The sequence below is a fragment of the Baekduia alba genome (assembly GCF_028416635.1).
GTDB lineage: Bacteria > Actinomycetota > Thermoleophilia > Solirubrobacterales > Solirubrobacteraceae > Baekduia > Baekduia alba.
This window is the reverse complement of record NZ_CP114013.1, coordinates 267,596-283,786: the sequence shown is the minus strand read 5'-3', so window position 1 is coordinate 283,786 and position 16,191 is coordinate 267,596. Positions and strand designations below refer to the sequence as shown.

Annotated in this window: 13 protein-coding genes and 2 tRNA genes; 8 read left to right on the top strand and 7 right to left on the bottom strand. The window is 70.5% G+C overall.

The window, feature by feature from the left end; translation table 11 throughout:
• Positions 1 to 32 precede the first annotated feature (32 nt).
• Complete coding sequence (locus DSM104299_RS01310; protein ID WP_272478123.1) at positions 33 to 809, top strand: relaxase domain-containing protein; 777 nt, start codon at positions 33 to 35, stop codon at positions 807 to 809.
• On the opposite strand, the gene DSM104299_RS01305 is transcribed toward DSM104299_RS01310, so the two are convergent.
• The 5 genes from DSM104299_RS01305 to DSM104299_RS01285 all read right to left on the bottom strand — a co-directional run bounded on the left by DSM104299_RS01305 (position 810) and on the right by DSM104299_RS01285 (position 5,905).
• A tRNA-Ala gene (locus tag DSM104299_RS01305) sits at positions 810 to 882 on the bottom strand. It lies immediately after the preceding gene.
• A 33-nt stretch (positions 883 to 915) separates the two neighbouring features.
• The gene (locus DSM104299_RS01300; RefSeq protein ID WP_272475477.1) at positions 916 to 2,277 is read right to left on the bottom strand and encodes a patatin-like phospholipase family protein; all 1,362 of its coding nucleotides are present in this window, start codon (positions 2,275 to 2,277) and stop codon (positions 916 to 918) included.
• Between the two features lie 256 nt (positions 2,278 to 2,533).
• Positions 2,534 to 3,367 (bottom strand): PhzF family phenazine biosynthesis protein, encoded by an 834-nt coding sequence (locus DSM104299_RS01295; RefSeq protein WP_272475476.1) that lies wholly within the window; start codon positions 3,365 to 3,367, stop codon positions 2,534 to 2,536.
• A gap of 26 nt (positions 3,368 to 3,393) precedes the next feature.
• Entirely contained in the window at positions 3,394 to 3,948 is a 555-nt protein-coding gene (locus DSM104299_RS01290; RefSeq protein ID WP_272475475.1) for a hypothetical protein, read from the bottom strand.
• A 46-nt stretch (positions 3,949 to 3,994) separates the two neighbouring features.
• Entirely contained in the window at positions 3,995 to 5,905 is a 1,911-nt protein-coding gene (locus tag DSM104299_RS01285; protein ID WP_272475474.1) for a diguanylate cyclase, read from the bottom strand.
• An 85-nt stretch (positions 5,906 to 5,990) separates the two neighbouring features.
• Between DSM104299_RS01285 and DSM104299_RS01280 the strand changes: the two genes are divergently transcribed.
• Positions 5,991 to 6,063, top strand: a tRNA-Ala gene (locus DSM104299_RS01280).
• A gap of 87 nt (positions 6,064 to 6,150) precedes the next feature.
• Here the strand turns inward: DSM104299_RS01280 and DSM104299_RS01275 are convergent.
• Complete coding sequence (locus DSM104299_RS01275) at positions 6,151 to 7,344, bottom strand: tyrosine-type recombinase/integrase (protein ID WP_272475473.1); 1,194 nt, start codon at positions 7,342 to 7,344, stop codon at positions 6,151 to 6,153.
• 294 nt (positions 7,345 to 7,638) lie between these two features.
• On the opposite strand from DSM104299_RS01275, the gene DSM104299_RS01270 reads away from it, so the two are divergent.
• A complete protein-coding gene (locus DSM104299_RS01270) occupies positions 7,639 to 8,808 on the top strand; it encodes a DUF4238 domain-containing protein (RefSeq protein ID WP_272475472.1) in 1,170 nt (389 codons plus the stop codon).
• A 63-nt stretch (positions 8,809 to 8,871) separates the two neighbouring features.
• On the opposite strand, the gene DSM104299_RS01265 is transcribed toward DSM104299_RS01270, so the two are convergent.
• Positions 8,872 to 13,188 (bottom strand): NACHT domain-containing protein, encoded by a 4,317-nt coding sequence (locus DSM104299_RS01265; protein WP_272475471.1) that lies wholly within the window; start codon positions 13,186 to 13,188, stop codon positions 8,872 to 8,874.
• 299 nt (positions 13,189 to 13,487) lie between these two features.
• Between DSM104299_RS01265 and DSM104299_RS01260 the strand changes: the two genes are divergently transcribed.
• The 5 genes from DSM104299_RS01260 (at position 13,488) to DSM104299_RS01240 (ending at position 15,520) form a co-directional block, all read left to right on the top strand.
• Entirely contained in the window at positions 13,488 to 13,703 is a 216-nt protein-coding gene (locus tag DSM104299_RS01260) for a hypothetical protein (RefSeq protein ID WP_272475470.1), read from the top strand.
• Positions 13,704 to 13,759: 56 nt separating this feature from the next.
• Positions 13,760 to 14,560 (top strand): hypothetical protein, encoded by an 801-nt coding sequence (locus DSM104299_RS01255; RefSeq protein WP_272475469.1) that lies wholly within the window; start codon positions 13,760 to 13,762, stop codon positions 14,558 to 14,560.
• A gap of 331 nt (positions 14,561 to 14,891) precedes the next feature.
• On the top strand, positions 14,892 to 15,062 hold the full coding sequence (locus DSM104299_RS01250; protein ID WP_272475468.1) for a hypothetical protein: 171 nt from the start codon (positions 14,892 to 14,894) through the stop codon (positions 15,060 to 15,062).
• 21 nt (positions 15,063 to 15,083) lie between these two features.
• Positions 15,084 to 15,212 (top strand): hypothetical protein, encoded by a 129-nt coding sequence (locus DSM104299_RS01245; protein ID WP_272475467.1) that lies wholly within the window; start codon positions 15,084 to 15,086, stop codon positions 15,210 to 15,212.
• Entirely contained in the window at positions 15,209 to 15,520 is a 312-nt protein-coding gene (locus DSM104299_RS01240; protein ID WP_272475466.1) for a hypothetical protein, read from the top strand. The genes DSM104299_RS01245 and DSM104299_RS01240 overlap by 4 nt, the downstream gene beginning before the upstream one ends.
• The last annotated feature ends 671 nt before the right edge of the window (positions 15,521 to 16,191 follow it).

Below are 16,191 nucleotides of genomic sequence, written 5' to 3'. Positions count from 1 at the left end.
ATTGGCGCTGGACCGCACTCGACGGCCGCGAGATCTACGCCCACGGCAAGACCGCCGGCTACCTCTACCAGGCGTCGCTGCGCGCCGAGCTCAGCGAGCGACTCGGCGTCACCTGGCAGCCCGTCCAGCGCGGCACCGCCGATATTGCTGGCGTCCCGCGCCATCTCGTCGAGCACTTCTCCCAACGCCGCGCCGAGATCCTCGGCGTGATGGCCCAGCGCGGGGAGTCCTCCGCCCGCGCAGCCCAGATCGCCACCCTCGCGACCCGGCACCCCAGGGCGGCCCGTCGCCCTGGACCGACCCTCGGTGCGGAGGACGACACGAAGGCCACCCAGCACCGCACCGTCCGGCTGCTCTCCCCGCTCAAGACCGACCTCGCGGAGTGGCGCCTGGCCAGCGGCCGGCCGCACGGCGAGGCCCTCGTCTTTCCCGGCCAGACCGGCGCCCTGTGGAGCGTCGCGGCCTACCAGTCCTGGCGCCGGCGCTCCTTCGGCAGCGCCCGTGTCGCAGTCGACAACCTCAAGACCACGCCCTACGCGATGCGCCACTCGTTCGCCAGTCTGCTGCTGCACGAGGGCCGCAGCGTCATCTACGTCGCACGCCAGCTCGGCCACGACGCCCGCCTGACCCTCACGCGCTACGGCCACGTCATCGACGAGCTCGAGGACCAGCCCCGCATCGACGCCGAGGAGGCCATCCGACAGGCCCGCGTTCCCTCGCGTGTTCCCTCTCCGTTCCCTCCGACCGCCAACGGCCCAACCACCGCCACGAACGAGAAAACCCCTCTGCTTCCAGGGATTCCGGGCTGATGGAGCCAGACGGGATCGAACCGACGACCTCCTGCTTGCAAAGCAGGCGCTCTCCCAGCTGAGCTATGGCCCCAATGCGGTCACCGATTCTAGCTCGGTGGCTCGGTCAGGGGCGGCGGCGGAGGGTGCGCCACTCGTCGAGGGCCTCGCGTTCGCGGAGGTGAGCGACGGCGGAGGCGTCGATGTCGAAGTCGTGGGCGGCGTCGGAGCACCAGACGGACGGGTGGCGGTCGAGCCAGCGTCGGGCGTCGCGGGCGCCCATCTCGAAGAGGCGCTCGATGTGGTCCTCGTCGAAGAGCAGGAACGACAACAGCTCGCCGCGGCTGGGTGAGCGGCCGCCGCCGAGCAACCGCGACATGAACGGGTAGTCGGGGCGCAGCCAGCCCTTCAGCCCGGAGTAGCGGCGGTCGAAGACGTCGTCGGCGACCTCGGCGAGCTCGCCGCGACGCTCCGGCGCGACCAAGGCGTAGGAGATGCGCCGGTAGGGCTTGCGGCCGCGCGCCGCGCGGTAGGCGTCGGCGGCGCCGCGCGGGCCGGGGCCGTGCGTGTCGACCACGAACGAGTTGATGGTGGCCAACCGGTGGAGGTCGTCGACGACCTGGTCCACCAACAACCCGTCGATGATGTTGGCGGCGACGTCGGCGAGCCGCGGCGCGCCGACGCCGCTGGTGCTGCCCGGCTCGACGCGCGCCCGGAACGGCTGGAAGCCGATGACGACGACGCGGTCGGCGCCCAACGCCAGCGCCGGCGAGACGGGCGAGTTCAGGCGCGTGCCACCGTCCACGTAGTAGCCGGCCATCGGGGCCGGATGCTCGATCTCGACCGGCGGGAAGAGCACCGGGATCGCGGCCGACGCGCGCACGTGCTCGCTGTCGAGGACCGCTGGGACGTACTGGAGCGGGTCCGCCGGTCGCGACGCGGGGACGCGGCCGGCGCTGTCGACGAACGCGACCGGGCTGGAGCGCGCCAGCGAGGTCGCGACGACGCACGCCGCCTCGATGACGCCGTGGCGGACGTTGCGGTGCAGCGCGTCCCAGTCGATCCACTGGTCCAGCGAGCGCTTCAGCGGCGCCGGGTCGAGCAGGCCGGCGAGCCGGACGCCCGGGACCTCGAGCGCCTCGCCGAGCATCCGCAGCGCGGTCAGTGGCAGGCCAGGCCCGACGACCGGCCGGATCACGTCGCCCTTGCGCATCCCGCGCCAGTGGTCCTTGAGCGACGCGACGGCCTCGCCGGCGGAGCGGTCGGCGGTCGCGCCGAGCGCGGTCGCGTTGATCGCGCCGACGCTCGTCCCGCACAGGATCACCGGCCGCTCGCCGCGCGCCTCGAGCAGCGGCAGCAGGACCGAGAGCGCGCCGACCTCGTAGGCGCCGCGGGCGCCGCCGCCCGGCAGGACGAGCGCGACGCGCGGCGCGGAGGCCGAGCCGTTGGCGCTGGCGCCGTTGCCGCTGCGCTGGAACCCGTCGGACACGCTCAGAGGGTCCAGGCAACGCCCCGTCTTGCCTACGGACCGACGGTCCAAACCGCCGGAAGGAAGGACGCGAGCGCGCCGAGGCTGAGGGCCTGTTCGGCGCGCCCGCGGCGTCCTTCGCCCTCCGTCGCCGGAGGGACGTAGCGCGCCGGGATTGTTCCCCGATGCCGACGCGCTGCCTGTGTCACAGTCCTTCTCGACCAGCCGGTCAGAACACCTCAACAACCGGCGTCTGTTCTGGACGCCTGATCGACGCCTACAGGTGCAGCTCGCCCTCCAGGACGATCACGCAGTCCCCCGCGACCTGGACGCGATCGCCGACGATCGCGGTCTCCAGCCGGCTCGGGCGGCCCATCTCGACGCCCTGGGCGATCGTCGACGCGGTCCGTCCGGTGTGCCGGTGCAGGTAGGCGCACAGCGGCCCGGCGGCGGAGCCGGTCGCCGGATCCTCCAGCACGTGGTCGCGCTCGGCGAAGAACCCGCGGGCGTGGACGCGCTCGTCGTCGGACGGGCCCTCGCACACGAACGGGTACAGGACCATGGTCGACGTCTTGGCCTCCAGCGCCTCCACCCGCTTCAGGGTCGGTCGCATCCGCTCCAGCGCGACGCGGTCGCGAAGCGGCACCATCAGGTGGTAGATCCCGGTCGAGACCGGCTGCACCGGCAGCTCCGGGTGCGCGTCGGCAGGCCCGAGCCCGAGCGCGCCGAGCACCGGCAGCGGGTCGATCGGCTCGCCGAACTCCGCGGGCTCCTGGAGCATGCTCGCGCGCGCGACGTTCCCGGCCAGCTCGACCTCGACCGGCTGGACGCCGGCGATCGTCTGCTGGCGGTAGCGCGCCTCGGTCACGCCGGCCGCACGCGCGACCGCGACCGCCGTTCCGAGCGACGGATGCCCCGCGAACCGGATCTCCTCCACCATCGTGTAGATGCGGTTGCGGTAGTCGGCGCCGTCGGCGGTCGGCGTCTGGACGAACGTGGTCTCCGACTGCGCGGTCTCCCGCGCGATCGACACCATCGTGGCGTCGTCGAGCGCGTCGGCGTCGTGGATGACGGCCAACCCGTTCCCGGCGAGCGGGGTCGACGTGAACACGTCGAGCCAGGTCAGCCGCCTGCTGCTCAGAAGTCGAAGTCCTTGGGCGGCTTCTGCTCGAACCAGAGCCGGTCGTGCTCCGGCGTCTCCTGCAGGAAGTCCGGGGTCTCCTCGAGCTCGTCCTCGGCGTCCGGCTCGTCGTCGGCGGGGACGACGTCGGCGGGCGGCTCGGCCGGCGGCGCGGGCGGAGCTTCGTGCTGGCCGAGCGCCTCGTCCAGCTCCACCGAGGAGAACTCGCGCGTCTGCTCGTGGGCGAGCGGGTCGCCGTGCGGCGGGCTCGCGCTCTCGTCCTCGCGCTCGGCGTAGGGCGCGTCGTGGGTGACGGGCGGCTCGTAGGGCTCGGGCTCGTGGTCGACGAACGGGTCGTCGTCGTAGACCGCGCCCGGCTCGTCCAGCGCGGCCGGCTCGTGGTCCGCGTACGAACCCGCCGAGGCCTCCGGCTCCGGCTCGACGTCCTCGACCACCTCGCGCCGCACCGGCCCGAGGGCTTCGGACTCCTCGCGCTCGATCTCCGACGGATCGGCACCCCGGCGGCGCTTGAGCTCGAGGTGCTCCCGGATGGCGTCATCCAACAGGCCCATGGTCGCTTTAGCGTAACGAGCCCCGCCGCCGGAGGGCGAGGGAGGCTCAGCGAGCGCTGATCGTGCGGTTCTTCCCGGCGCGTTTGGCCTGGTAGAGCGCCTCGTCGGCGGCGGCGACGAGGCCGCGGACGTCCTCGGCGCTCGCCGGCAGGGCGGCCGCGCCGAACGACGCCGTGACCCGCAGCGGCTCGGCGTCGTCGTCGCCGAGGATCGGCAGGCGCAGGGACTCCACGCCCTCGCGGACGCGCTCGGCCAGCTGATGGGCGCCCTGGAGGTCGGTTCCGGGCAGGACGACGGCCAGCTCCTCGCCGCCGTAGCGGGCGGGCTCGTCGATCTCGCGGGAGGACGCGCGGAGGATCTTGGCGACCTCGCGCAGGACGAGATCCCCCTGCTGGTGGCCGTAGCTGTCGTTGACCGACTTGAAGTCGTCGATGTCGAGCATCACGAGGCCGAGCTCGGTGCCGAAGCGCTTGGAGCGCTCGACCTCCGCGCTCATCGTCTCCTGGAAGCGCCGGCGGTTGGAGAGGCCGGTCAGCTCGTCGGTGACGGCCTGGCGGTTGACGGTCTCGTGCAGTCCGACGTTCTCGACCGACACCGCGGCCTGACCGGCGAGGTAGTGGAAGAGCTCGCGCTCGCGGTGCGAGAACGGGCGGCCGACGCGCCAGACCGAGATCGCGCCGGCGATCGCGTCCGCGTCCGGGCCCGCCGCCGGACCGGCGCGCAGCGGGTGGGCGAGCGCGTGGCCGTCCTCGACGTCGGCGAACGACGGCTCGCCGAGCGTCAGGACCCGGCGCTCGACCTCGTCGGCGGCGGCCGCGGGGCGCGAGGTGGCGCCGATGGTCGTCAGCGGCCGCCCGTCCATGAACGCCTGGCCGCCCTGCGCGGCGACCGCGTCGACGGCGGTGCGCACGACGATCTCCAGCAGCGCGTCGCGGTCGAGGTTGGACGCGAACGTCTCGCCGATGCGGCGCAGCGAGAGCTCGAGGCGCAGGCGCTCCGCCGACAGCTCATCGAGGCGCTGCTGGAGCTCGCCCGACATCTTGTTGAACTCGTCGCCGAGCTGGGCGAACTGGTCGGCGCCGCGCGTCGGGACCTGCGCGGAGAAGTCGCCGGCGCCGAGCCGGCGCGCCGCCGCGAGGAAGCCCTCGATCTGGCGGTTGAGCGAGCGCGAGACGACGATCGCCGCGACCAGCGCGAGCAGGAAGAAGCCGAGCAGGACGACGCCCGCGACGAGGCGCCCCCGGCGGATGTCGTCCGCCGTCGTCGCGGTCGGCTCGAGGACCGCGACCTGCACGCGCTCGCCGAGGAAGCCGGGGGCCGAGAAGGACGCGGCGCGGTAGTCCTCGCCGCCGATGACGGTCGTCCCGGTGTGCGTCGGGAGGTCCGGGCTGCCGACGTTCGCGATCGTCGACGCGATGGGCTGGCCCTGGCGTTCGACGATCGTGTCCAGGCCCGTCGCGTGCTGGACGTCGCGCGCGTAGGCCTGCGCGTCCTCGACCGAGACCTGGAGGTCGGCCACCGGCTCGCCGTCGGCGACGAGCGAGCGCGTGGCCGGGAACGTCGCGCGCGGGTCGCCGACGTCCGCCCAGGTCGCGCCGTCGTGGGCGAGCACGATCCGCTTGGCGTCGGTCTGCTGCAGCAGCGTTCGGGCCGCGCTCTCGATGCGCCGGTGGTCCTGGGCCCGGAGCGCACGGGCCAGCTGGGGATCCCGGCCGATCCGCGCCGCGATCCGATCGGCCTTCCCGCGCGCGTCGTAATAGAGCGAGATCGCGGTCTCCTGCCGCGCGGCGACCCGCGCGTCGGCCTGCCCGTTCTCGGACTCCGCGATCAACCGGAACACGATGAACGTCACCGCGACCATCGGCACGATCACGATGAGCACGAAGAACAGCCGCAACCGGGTACGGAAGCTGGACAGGCGATCCCTCAGATCGCCGATGAAGCCGGTGTTCGACATCTCCCGCGCGGGAGCGTACCCGCGCGCGCGTGCATGTCCGCAAGGCGTCAACCGCTCCCTGACGGCTACAATCGCTGATCCACCCGGGGCTATAGCTCAGTTGGGAGAGCGCCTGGATCGCACCCAGGAGGTCGGGGGTTCGAGTCCCCCTAGCTCCATCACGAAAACCCGCTGCATTTCGGCGGGTTTTCGCGTTCTACGGACGGTCTGCTCGCTGGCGTCTTTCGCGGTCGGTCAAGTTCTGGTCAAGTAGCCCACCGCGCCGCCGCGCGCTCACGCGCCGAGGATCGCCGGCCGCCGGGGCGCTTGGGGAACGCTACGACCGTGCCCTCCGACTCTCGGTCGGCGCCGGGTTCGAGGAGCGCGGCGAAGGCGCTGGCGGCCATCCTGGCCTTGAGGTCCTGGGCGTGGCGGGCGTCGTCGAAGAGGTGGGTGTAGACGCTCAGGGTGGTGGTGATCTGCGCGTGGCCGAGGATGCGGCTGACCTGGGCGACGTCGAGGCCGAGGTCGATGATCAGGTGGCTGGCGAAGGTGTGGCGCAGATCGTGGAAGCGCAGCGGTGGCCAGTCGCCGTCCTCCAGCCCGGCCTTCTTGGCCGCTCGCGCCAGCGCGCGGTACTGGGCGTTGCGATGCCCCAGCGGCGTGCCGGTCTGCGAGGGAAAGACCCAATCGGCGGCGGCCGCGGCCGGTGCGAGCGCGCGGTGGATACGGAGCAGCTGAGCGAGTTGGGGCACAAGCGGGATCTCACGCATCGCGGCGCGGGTCTTGGGCGCGACGCGCACCGACGGCACGCCGCGATGGGCTCGCGACAGCTGAGCGCGGACGTGGATGGTCCCCGCACGCAGGTCGACGTCCCCCCAGATCAGGCCCAGCAACTCCGAGATCCGCATCCCGGTGAACAACGCCGTCGCGACCAACGGCCGGTAGGCGTCGCTCGTGCAGGCCAACAGCCGGACGACCTCCTGCTGTCCGAGCACGCGCTGACGCCGAGGTTCCGGACGCGGCCGCTCGTCGGCCTCAAGCTTGGCGATCGGATCATCGACGACCCAACCCTGACGCCGGGCGTAGCGCAGCACGCTGTGCAGCGTGGCCAACGCGTTGCCGATCGTCTTCTCCGAGCAGCCGCCGGCGCGCATGCCGTCGATCACCGCGCAGACGTCAGAGACGGTGATCGCCGAGATCCGGCGACGACCCAGGCGCGGGAGCAGGTGGCGGTCAAGGTAGTAGCGATGCGCCTCCAGCGTGCGCGACCGACGTAGCCCACCAGCTACGAGCGTCTCATAGCGACTCAGCCACTGCTCGACCACCGAGTCCAACCGCAGGTTCGGCGCGACAGGCACCTCACCTCGCCGCGCGGCCTCGATCAGCTCCCCGCGTTGACGCCGCGCCTCCTCCAGGTCGACGCCGACGACGCGAAAGCGTGGTCGGCCATCGACCATGATGCACACCAAGTACTTGCCATTGGGTTGCTCGTAGATTCCGCGCTCGACCCGGCGACGCCCAGACTTCGCTCCCGCATCGGCAGACATGCCACGCCCCTCGCCCTCGATGGTTGACCACCTCGAAGATGCCGCGGAAGCGGTGGGCGCCCGACGTTGCGCCGCGCCGGGACCGGCCGGAGAGATCCCGCAGGCTCCCCCAGCGCTATTAAGGCCCGTGCTACTCCTCGAGCGCCACCGCGCGCTCGCCGCTCGCCCTAGGCGCCGCCGGATCCCCGGCTACCGTTCGGCCCAGTGTCGACGGAGTACACGAACAACCACTACGTGCCGCAGTGGTATCAGAAGCGGTTCATACCCTCAGGCCAGGTCGACCGGGAGCTGTTCCTGCTCGACCTCAAGCCGGACTCGTTTCGGACGCCTGACGGCGTCAAGCGCCGCCGCAAGGCGATGCGCAGGATCGGCACTCGCAAGTGCTTCGCGATCGACGACCTCTACACGACGCGGTTCGAGGGCGTCGAGTCCCGCGAGCTGGAGCAGGTCTTCTTCGGCGAAGTGGATCTACAGGGTAAGAAGGCCGTCGAGTTCTTCGCCACCTACGACCACGACCGCCTCGAAGAGCGCGCGCTCGAGCACATGATGGTGTACATGAGCACCCAGAAGCTGCGGACGCCAAAGGGACTCGACTGGCTTGTCGCGACCAGCGGCGCGCAGGACCGGAGCCACGTCCTCGATCACCTCGAGACGTTACGCACCGTCTACGGGGCGATCTGGTCCGAGTGCGCGTGGCAGGTCGCCGACGCCTCGCATTCACCAACCAAGTTCATCATCTCGGACCATCCAGTCACCGTGTACAACCGCGCGTGCGCGCCGGGGCATCCGTGGTGCAAGGGCGTGAACGACCCCGACATCCGGTTACAGGCGACCCACACGTTGTTCCCGCTCTCCGCCGAGCGCGTGCTGATCCTCACCAACATGCTGTGGGCCTGCAACCCACATCGGCCGCCGCTGGAGCTGAGACCGAACCCCGAGTTCTTCCGTGGGGCGATGTTCGACTTCACCGAGCTGCAGGTACGCCGCTCGCTTACCGAGGCGGAAGTGCTGACGATCAACTGCATCGTCAAGAAGCGGGCCTACCGGTTCATCGCGGCAGGCCGGGAGGAGTGGTTGCACCCGGAGCGCCGTATCAAGTTCAGCTGGCGCACGGCCGGAGACCATCATCTGCTGATGCCGGACCCGCGCTCTCTTCACCCGGGCGCCGAGATCTCGATGGCCTACACCGGAGGTCGCACGGAAGCGATGGACACCTTCGGCCGTCGGCCTGGCCACCACCGATTCGGCCACGAGGCCCACGACCGCAACGAGGCCGTAGCGCACAACCAATGGTGCCAGGAGTTCGAGGCGCTGTTCGGGCCTCAGCCTCGCGGCCTGGCCCTCCAGCACGTGAGCCGCGCGCGAGCCGCGTAACAGCGCTCAGACCAGCGGAACTACCCGGTGAGCCGGCCGCAGGGCTGATACCGACGACCACGTTCAGCGGCCCAGCGAGGCGTCGATGACAAACGCGTCGACCGTCACGTCGAGCGCCATGGAGACATCGTGAGCCTGCGCCTCGAGGAGCTCTGCCATCCGCGGCGCGGTCTCGCGGGTTGTGCGGCGCCGGCGGTTGCGCTCGCTCTCGCTGCCGAAGTCGTCCCACCCCTCTTCGGCGAACCAAAACACGAGGTATATGCCTTGATCGGTCAGGTCTGGCTTCAGATACTTCCCGGCCAGCTGATTGCCGAGTGCGGTCATGACGTCGACGTTCCATGCGCCCTTGACCTCAACGACGACGCTCAACGTGCCCTGGCCGGCGGCGGTGGCCTGCACGAGGATGTCGGTGCGATCGGCGGACTGCCCGCTCCGGGGGTTGACCTGAACCTCGCGGTTGATGATGGCCTTGTCGTCACCGATCCGCGCGCTCAGCCACTCGACCAGCATGTTGCTGATCTCGTTCTCGTCTTTGGGAAGGCGATATGGCTTGGTGTTCCACAGCGCCGGCGCGAGCGGCCGCGCGCCGCGCATCTGGGCAGCAATCTCGACCAGCGCGCCCATGACGATACGCCGCAGGGCGGGTGCGTCGGCGACGTGCCGCCGACTGTCGACGCCGCCTAGGCGGACCACCGCGTCTGGCGACGGCGGCGCCCAGACCGCACGGCGCAGCTCCTCCCGCGCCCGATGGTACATGCGCCGAAGCCAACCGTTGTCGTCGTGCTTGGCCGCGAGCGCGGCAACGACGGAGACGGCGTCGCGAGTCCCCTCGGCGACGAGCCGCTCAACGATCCGGCTCTGCCAGAACGACGCCTGCATCTCAATCGTGACCGCGAACGTCCGCCCGTCGGGCGCATCGGGATCGGGTGGGAACAATCGCCTCAAGAGCCCGAAAAGGCGAGCAAGCTCTGCCGGCTCAAGTGCCCCTTCCCAGCCGGACTCAGACCGATCGATCAACCGCGACAACAAGATGCGACCCGCGACGTCATCGTTGCCGACGATCGACTCGACCATCGGCCAGAGCCGCCTCGGAGCGTGCGCGGCCAGCGCGCCGGCGAGGTCGAGTGCCAGCTCTCGCTGGTCTTCGTCACCCACCAGCTGCGCCGACGTGATGCGGCTTGCGGCCCAGTCCTCAGCGTCCGCGTAGTCGACCGCCAGGAGGGCTGAGACGACGTTGTAGATCTCGTGACGTTCGAGATCACTACGGTCGAGCTGCGCGAACAGCAGGTCATCGAACGACGTGTCCCAGAGCTCACCGAGGCGGTCCCGGGCCGCGTCGATGTCGCTGGCGAACAAGCGTCCGGGAATGAGGGCGCGCGTGACGTCGCGAGCAACGTCAGCTGCGTCGGCACGCACGCAAGCGAGGGCGACCGTGTGGAAAGCATCCCGATCGTTCTCGGAGCCGTAGCGTCGCGGCTCGATGACCACCGGGGCCCATCTTCGCCAAACCGACGCGTCGAGGCTGTCGAAGGATGTCCGGCGTTCGTTGAACAACAACTTGAGTGCGAGGTATCCCGCGCGAGCCGGGCGGAAGAAGACATCCTGGCCGAGCCAACTGGCGGTCTCGGGATCAGCACGCAGCAGGTACTCGCGCGCGGCGTCGATCAGCTTGCTGCGCGTCTCGTTGCTCATCCGGCGCCACCCGGGGGTGTCGGCCAGGTCTTCGCGGGTTTGCTCGTCGCGCACCCAGTTGTCATCGTCGACGAAGAGCTGGCGAGGCAGGCGCCAGAACGCGTCGACGTTCCCGTTGGCGAAGGCGGCCAGCTCAGCTGCGATGTGGCGATCGAGCTCCTCGAGATCCGCCGATGGGGGACTGGAGGGCCGGTTGTCGTCCAGTAGATGTGCGTGCTGTTGGCGTAGGGCCTCTGCCTCGGGGCTGTCGAGGACGATCGCCTCGTAGCGCCAGGCCACCAACTCATACAACTCGGGATACGTGTCCCTGACCTCGTAGATCGCGTCGGCACGATCACCACGAGCCAACCACGGGATGCATGTCACCCACGCGGCCTTCACCGCACCCGACGGCGCGGCAGCCCACCGCTCGATCACCACGCTCATGTCGATCTCACGCGGGAAGTCGCGAAAGACCATCCGCTCCACCACGTCCCCGGCCTGCGTCCCGGCCGCCATGCGCTCGACCAGCACTGCCGCGATCGCGGCGTTGGCCTGCGGATCGTCGAGGGTGCTGTCTGGTGCGTCGTCGCGAAGTGAGCGCGGGCTTCTCAGGATCGGGCTGAAGCTGGCCGAGGCCAGCTCGATCAGGTCGGTGAGCGCCTCGGCGATGTCGGGGACGGTCGCCGCGAGTGGCCAGGCCTTGGCGACGATCCGGTCGGCGACGCCGGTCACGTCGCGGGTGTCGTGCGCCCGGTGACTTACCGTGAGCCCCCACTGGATGCCGAGCAGGAGATCCTCTGGCTCGGTGAGGTGCTCGACGCACGGCCCGTGCAGGAATCCGACGTAGGCACCAAGCAAGGCCTCGTTCTTCTCCGGCGTCAAGGCGGCGAAGAGCTCCGGCGCGCTGATCGCCTTCGGCCAGCAGAGGTGAAGCGCCGCGCCCTTGATCTCGTCGTCGTCATCCCCGGGCTGGGGTTGCAGGGCCAGCGGCCGGATCCGCTCGCGGGGGACACGGTCGCCGAACTCCCGCAGTCCGTAGAGCGCAGAGGTTCGCAACGACACGGAGTTAGCCGGGTCCAGTGCGACATCGACAAGCACGCCAACTAGGTCGTCAAGCTCCAACTCCGCGGCTGCGTCGACCGCCGCTTGCCGCGTCTGATCGTCACGGCCTAGGTCGAGCAGCGTGGCTCGCAGGTCATCGGCGATGCCGTCGTAGCCGACCCACCGCCAGAGGTTGCGCAACCCGCGTCGGTCCACCTGCTGATCGTCGAGCGCGTCCAGCAACGACGGCAGCAGTGCGCGACGGACCTCGACCGCGACAGAGGCCGGATCCCCGTAGACCAACACGAGCGCGTCGGCCGGCGTGAGAAGCGCTTGGAACGTCGGGCGCATTCCGAGCAGCCACCCCGCGACGTTGCGCAGCGGCGGCGCCACCGCCAACGTCCCGTCATCGACGAGCATCAGGTCTGCGACCTGGGCGTCCGTGAGCCGGTCCCCCGCCAACCAGTAGGCGGCAAGGTACTCACCGAACGTCCGGTGCGCCCATCCCACGCCGCCCGCCCGACCGGTAAACAGGGCGGTGCCGAGCACTTCCTGGACCGCGCGCTCGTCGACCGCGACGGTAGTTTCCGCCGCGACGAGGCGGTCGAGCTCATCGCCGCCCGCGAGGTCGCGGAGCGCAACGGCATCGACTCCGTCACCGACGACGTCCCGGCCGGCGAGCACCGTCGCGGCCGCGATCCGCGCCGCGATGGCGAAGCCCGCCGTGTCGGACAACGTCCGCAACGGCCGCCGCTCATCCTGGTCCTCGCCCACCATCAACAGCAGCGCGTCCTGATACAGCGCCCCAAGCGTGTCCGGGAACCCGCCTTCGGCCTCGAAAACACCCAGCACCATCTTCAACGACAGCGGCCGCGCGGTCAGCGGTGCCACACCTGCCGTAACCGCAGCCTGTACAAACCGATCGTCGTCGACCCCTCGCGCACTCGCCATCGCCCTTGTCTCTGAAACCCGCAGAGGTGCCAGCTCGAGAACACGGAACCGCTCCTCGCCGAATGCATCCTTGAGCCAGGTCTCGAAGCCAGTCGGCCGATCCGCCGTCCGGCACGCGACGCGCAGGACGAGACGATCGAGGTCACAGCGCTCGAGGGCCTCCTGGAGCATCGACACCACCTTGCGAACCTGGATCTTCGCCTCGTCCAGCGAATCGAGGAAGAGATGCAGCCGAGTCGCGCCGTTGCGCCACGCCAGGAACTTCGGGTCGCCGAAGACCCGATCGTGCAGATCACGCGCGTCCATCGCGAGTCCGAGATCGACGAGCAGCGTCTCCTCACCGTTCGCCGTGGTTGCTTCGACAGCATCACGTTCACGACGCAGGCACTCCGACTTGCCTGACCCCGGTTCCCCCAAAAGCACCAGAGCTGGGATTTCGCGAACCTCCTGGAGCGTCACCACACCCAGACCGCCGTATCGCTGCCACTCCGCCTCCGCCAACCAAGCGTCGTCAACCAGCAACAACGCACCGTCGGGCGGCACCCAGCCTCGCTCCCAGTCCATGATCCGCGCTTCGTCCACGAGTCCTCGGCCGATGAGGATGACGTGGACGTCGGTCGCCTGGCCGACCCGTGCCTGCGGCGCAGTTCTGAGTCGTTGACCGTAGATCACATCGGCGGCCTGAAGCAGCGCGGGCGCCCTTCGAGATTCCAACGCGGCGACGCTCGCCGCGTAACGCGTGATAACGCCGAATTACGACGCCCCTTTGGCCCGAGCCTCGAACTGCCCACTTCTGCCCGCTTTCTTCCACATGCGCGGTTAACTCACGAAGGCTGACGCCGACATCCGACGCCGCCCGTGCCGAGCTGAGCCCGCCGCGGGTCACGCGCCCCGGCTGTGCCGGGTGGGTGGCGCAGTTGTTGCCCTAGTGTCTTGAGCCACGATCAGACAGGCTCGTTGACTGATCCACGACGGACCGTTTAGATGGTCTGCACGCTAAGGAGGCGGTTCCCATGCCCGTCGTCATCTGCTCTCGCCGTGCCGTCCCCGTCGTCACTCTGCTGCTGCTCGCCGCCCTCGTCCTCGCGCTGCCGCGCGGAGCGCACGCCGAGACGCTGTCGCTCGATCCCGCCGCCGCCTCGGAGTGCCCGGACTGCGCCACGCTCCAGGGTGGCGCGCAGGTCATCAACTACTTCGAGCAGCTCGCCCCCAGGACGACGTCACGCTGACGCCGCCCGACGGCGCGCCGGCGCCTCCGGGCGGCTGGCAGGCGAATGCCGAGTCGATGGTCGCCGACGAGGCCGCGACCGACACCGCCACGGGCGCGGCGGCCGACGCCGCGGACGCCGTCGCGTCCACGAGCGTCCTGGTCGAGGAGGGCGCGACCGCGATCCCCGAGCTGTGCAGCACCGCGGTGCTCTGCCCGGCGTCGCTCGCCATCGGCGCGTTCGGCGCGGGCTACGTGATCGGCACCGGGGCCAAAGCGCTATACCTGAAGTTCTTCGGCGGCGACGACCCCAACACTGACACCAACATCGACGACATCACCTGGCAGCGCTACACGGGCCCCGGCGACTATCAGATTGCCAGCGCCACCGGACCGGTCGTGCACCGGGGCGAGTACTACCTCCAGTGGGTCGAACAGAACCCGTTCGGCTACAACTTCTTCAACTACGCGTGGCACGGGGCGACCACCGACTACGAGTGCCGGTTCGGGATCCAGCAGCCCCACAACGTGATCGTCCGCACCGGCACGACGCCGTACCGTTGCAGCAACAACCCGCCCCAGCCGATCGAGGCCTACATCCGGACGCCCGAGATGTTCATGAGCCACCACCGTCCGCCCGCGCCCGCCGGCTCGACCGACACGACCGGCTCCACCTCGTCCCCGCGCCGTCGACGCCGTCGCGCTCGGACTTCAGCAACAGCGCGACATCGGTTCTCAACGACCCCAGCGCGACCAAGCTGCGCCTCTGGCTGGAGCACGAGCTGTCGCCGCGCTGCCACGCCGACCCGACCAAGTCCACTATCAACGTCCCGAACCCGCTCCAGGACGAGAGCGAGGCGGACTTCGAAGGCTGCTTGACGACCCTGGGCCTCGTGCCCACGCCGGTCGAGCTGCCCGACAGCGTCCTCGACACCGACTACGACGACCCGGTGTGGTCCAACCCCGGCGACCGCGCCTCCGTCGACCCCGGGACGACGATCAAGGTGTACGTCAACCCCCCCCCCCCCCCCCCCCCCCCCCCCCCCCCCCCCCCGAGTCGCGCTCGAAGACCCAGCGGGACGAGCGCTGTCGCCCCGGCGACACCACGGCGGCAGGCGATCCCGGCACCAACCCGCCCGGCTACTTGGGCGCGGACCCGGCCTTCCAGCCACGTCCGGCGCCCGCCCTCAGCGGTTACCCCGGCTACGACGTGCTGAACGCGACCCCGCGCACCATCCGCCTGTGGTGGGGCACAGCCACCTGGGGCTACCGCCACATCATGGAGCGGCGCGGATACGGCCCCGGCGACGAGGCCGACACGGCCGAGGCGCTGCTCGACCCCTCCCCGCTCCCGGCCGACCAGACCGCGGGCTCGTCCTGACTCTTCCAGAGCTTCTACTCCGTGACCGACGCGATCACCGGCCAGCCCGTCCACTGCGCCCGCACGGTTCTGGTGAACTTCTACCAGCGCGACATCGAGCCCTCCCCGCGCGACATCATCACCTCCTACTACGGGTCCTACCAGCAGTGAGCGCAACTGACGACGCCGCCCGCCGCGCCGCGTTCGAGGACGAGTGCCTCCGCGCGACCCGCGCGATCCTCGCCGACGGCACGCCCCTGCGCGGCGAGATGGAGGGCCACGGCCGGCACCTCCGCTCGTTCACGCTCCACCGCGCGAACGACGCGGCCGAGATCGTCGCCGAACTCATCCTGGCCGACGGGACGCCGCTCACGGAGCGGTATGACATCTGGACCTACGACACGCCACCCGACCTGGATGAGCCCGGGGCCGCGAGGCAGGCCGCGTCGATGATCGCCGCGGGCATCACGAACCTATGACCGCGCCTACCAGGCGCTCCGGGTCCTCTGCGACCGCCGCCAGGGCCGAGGTGCTCGCGCGCCGCTGGAGTTCGTGGGCGTGAGCTCGGCGCGCCGCGGCGACGGCGCCGGTCATGCCGCGATGAGGACGCGGACTGCGTTGAGCTCGGCGATGCTCAGCGGCGGATCGTCGTGCAGCGCCTCGATGGGCGCGGGTGCCAGGCGGCGGCCACCTCGGGCGCACGCGCGAGGCGTACCGCTTCGTGGCGGGCGCAGATCTCCGTCACGACCGCAAGGACGTCGGCAGCAGCACGCGGGTGGTCGCTACCGTCGCGTCCGGAGTCCGTGCAGCTTTCCGTGGTTGCCGAGACGTAGGTCGCGGCGGCCCTGACGTTCCCGCCCGCCCCTTCAGCCGCGCGCGATCTCGACCGGCTGGACCATTGCCTTCCCGCCCGCGGTCAGCCGCAGGCGCAGCGAGAGCGTTGAGGGTTCCGGCTTGATCGCGACGTGCACGGTGTCTCATGCATGGGTGTCTTGTCCGGCCGACCTCCCAGCCTGATGATCGGCCGCGCGCACTGCCTGCACTGTGCCCTTCTCCGCGGCTGGGTTGACGAGTTGAAGCTCTACGGGGTGAGAGCCGAACAAGACCGCCACCCTCGGCCTGCCCTGAGCGGACCTCTTGCGGCACCCGA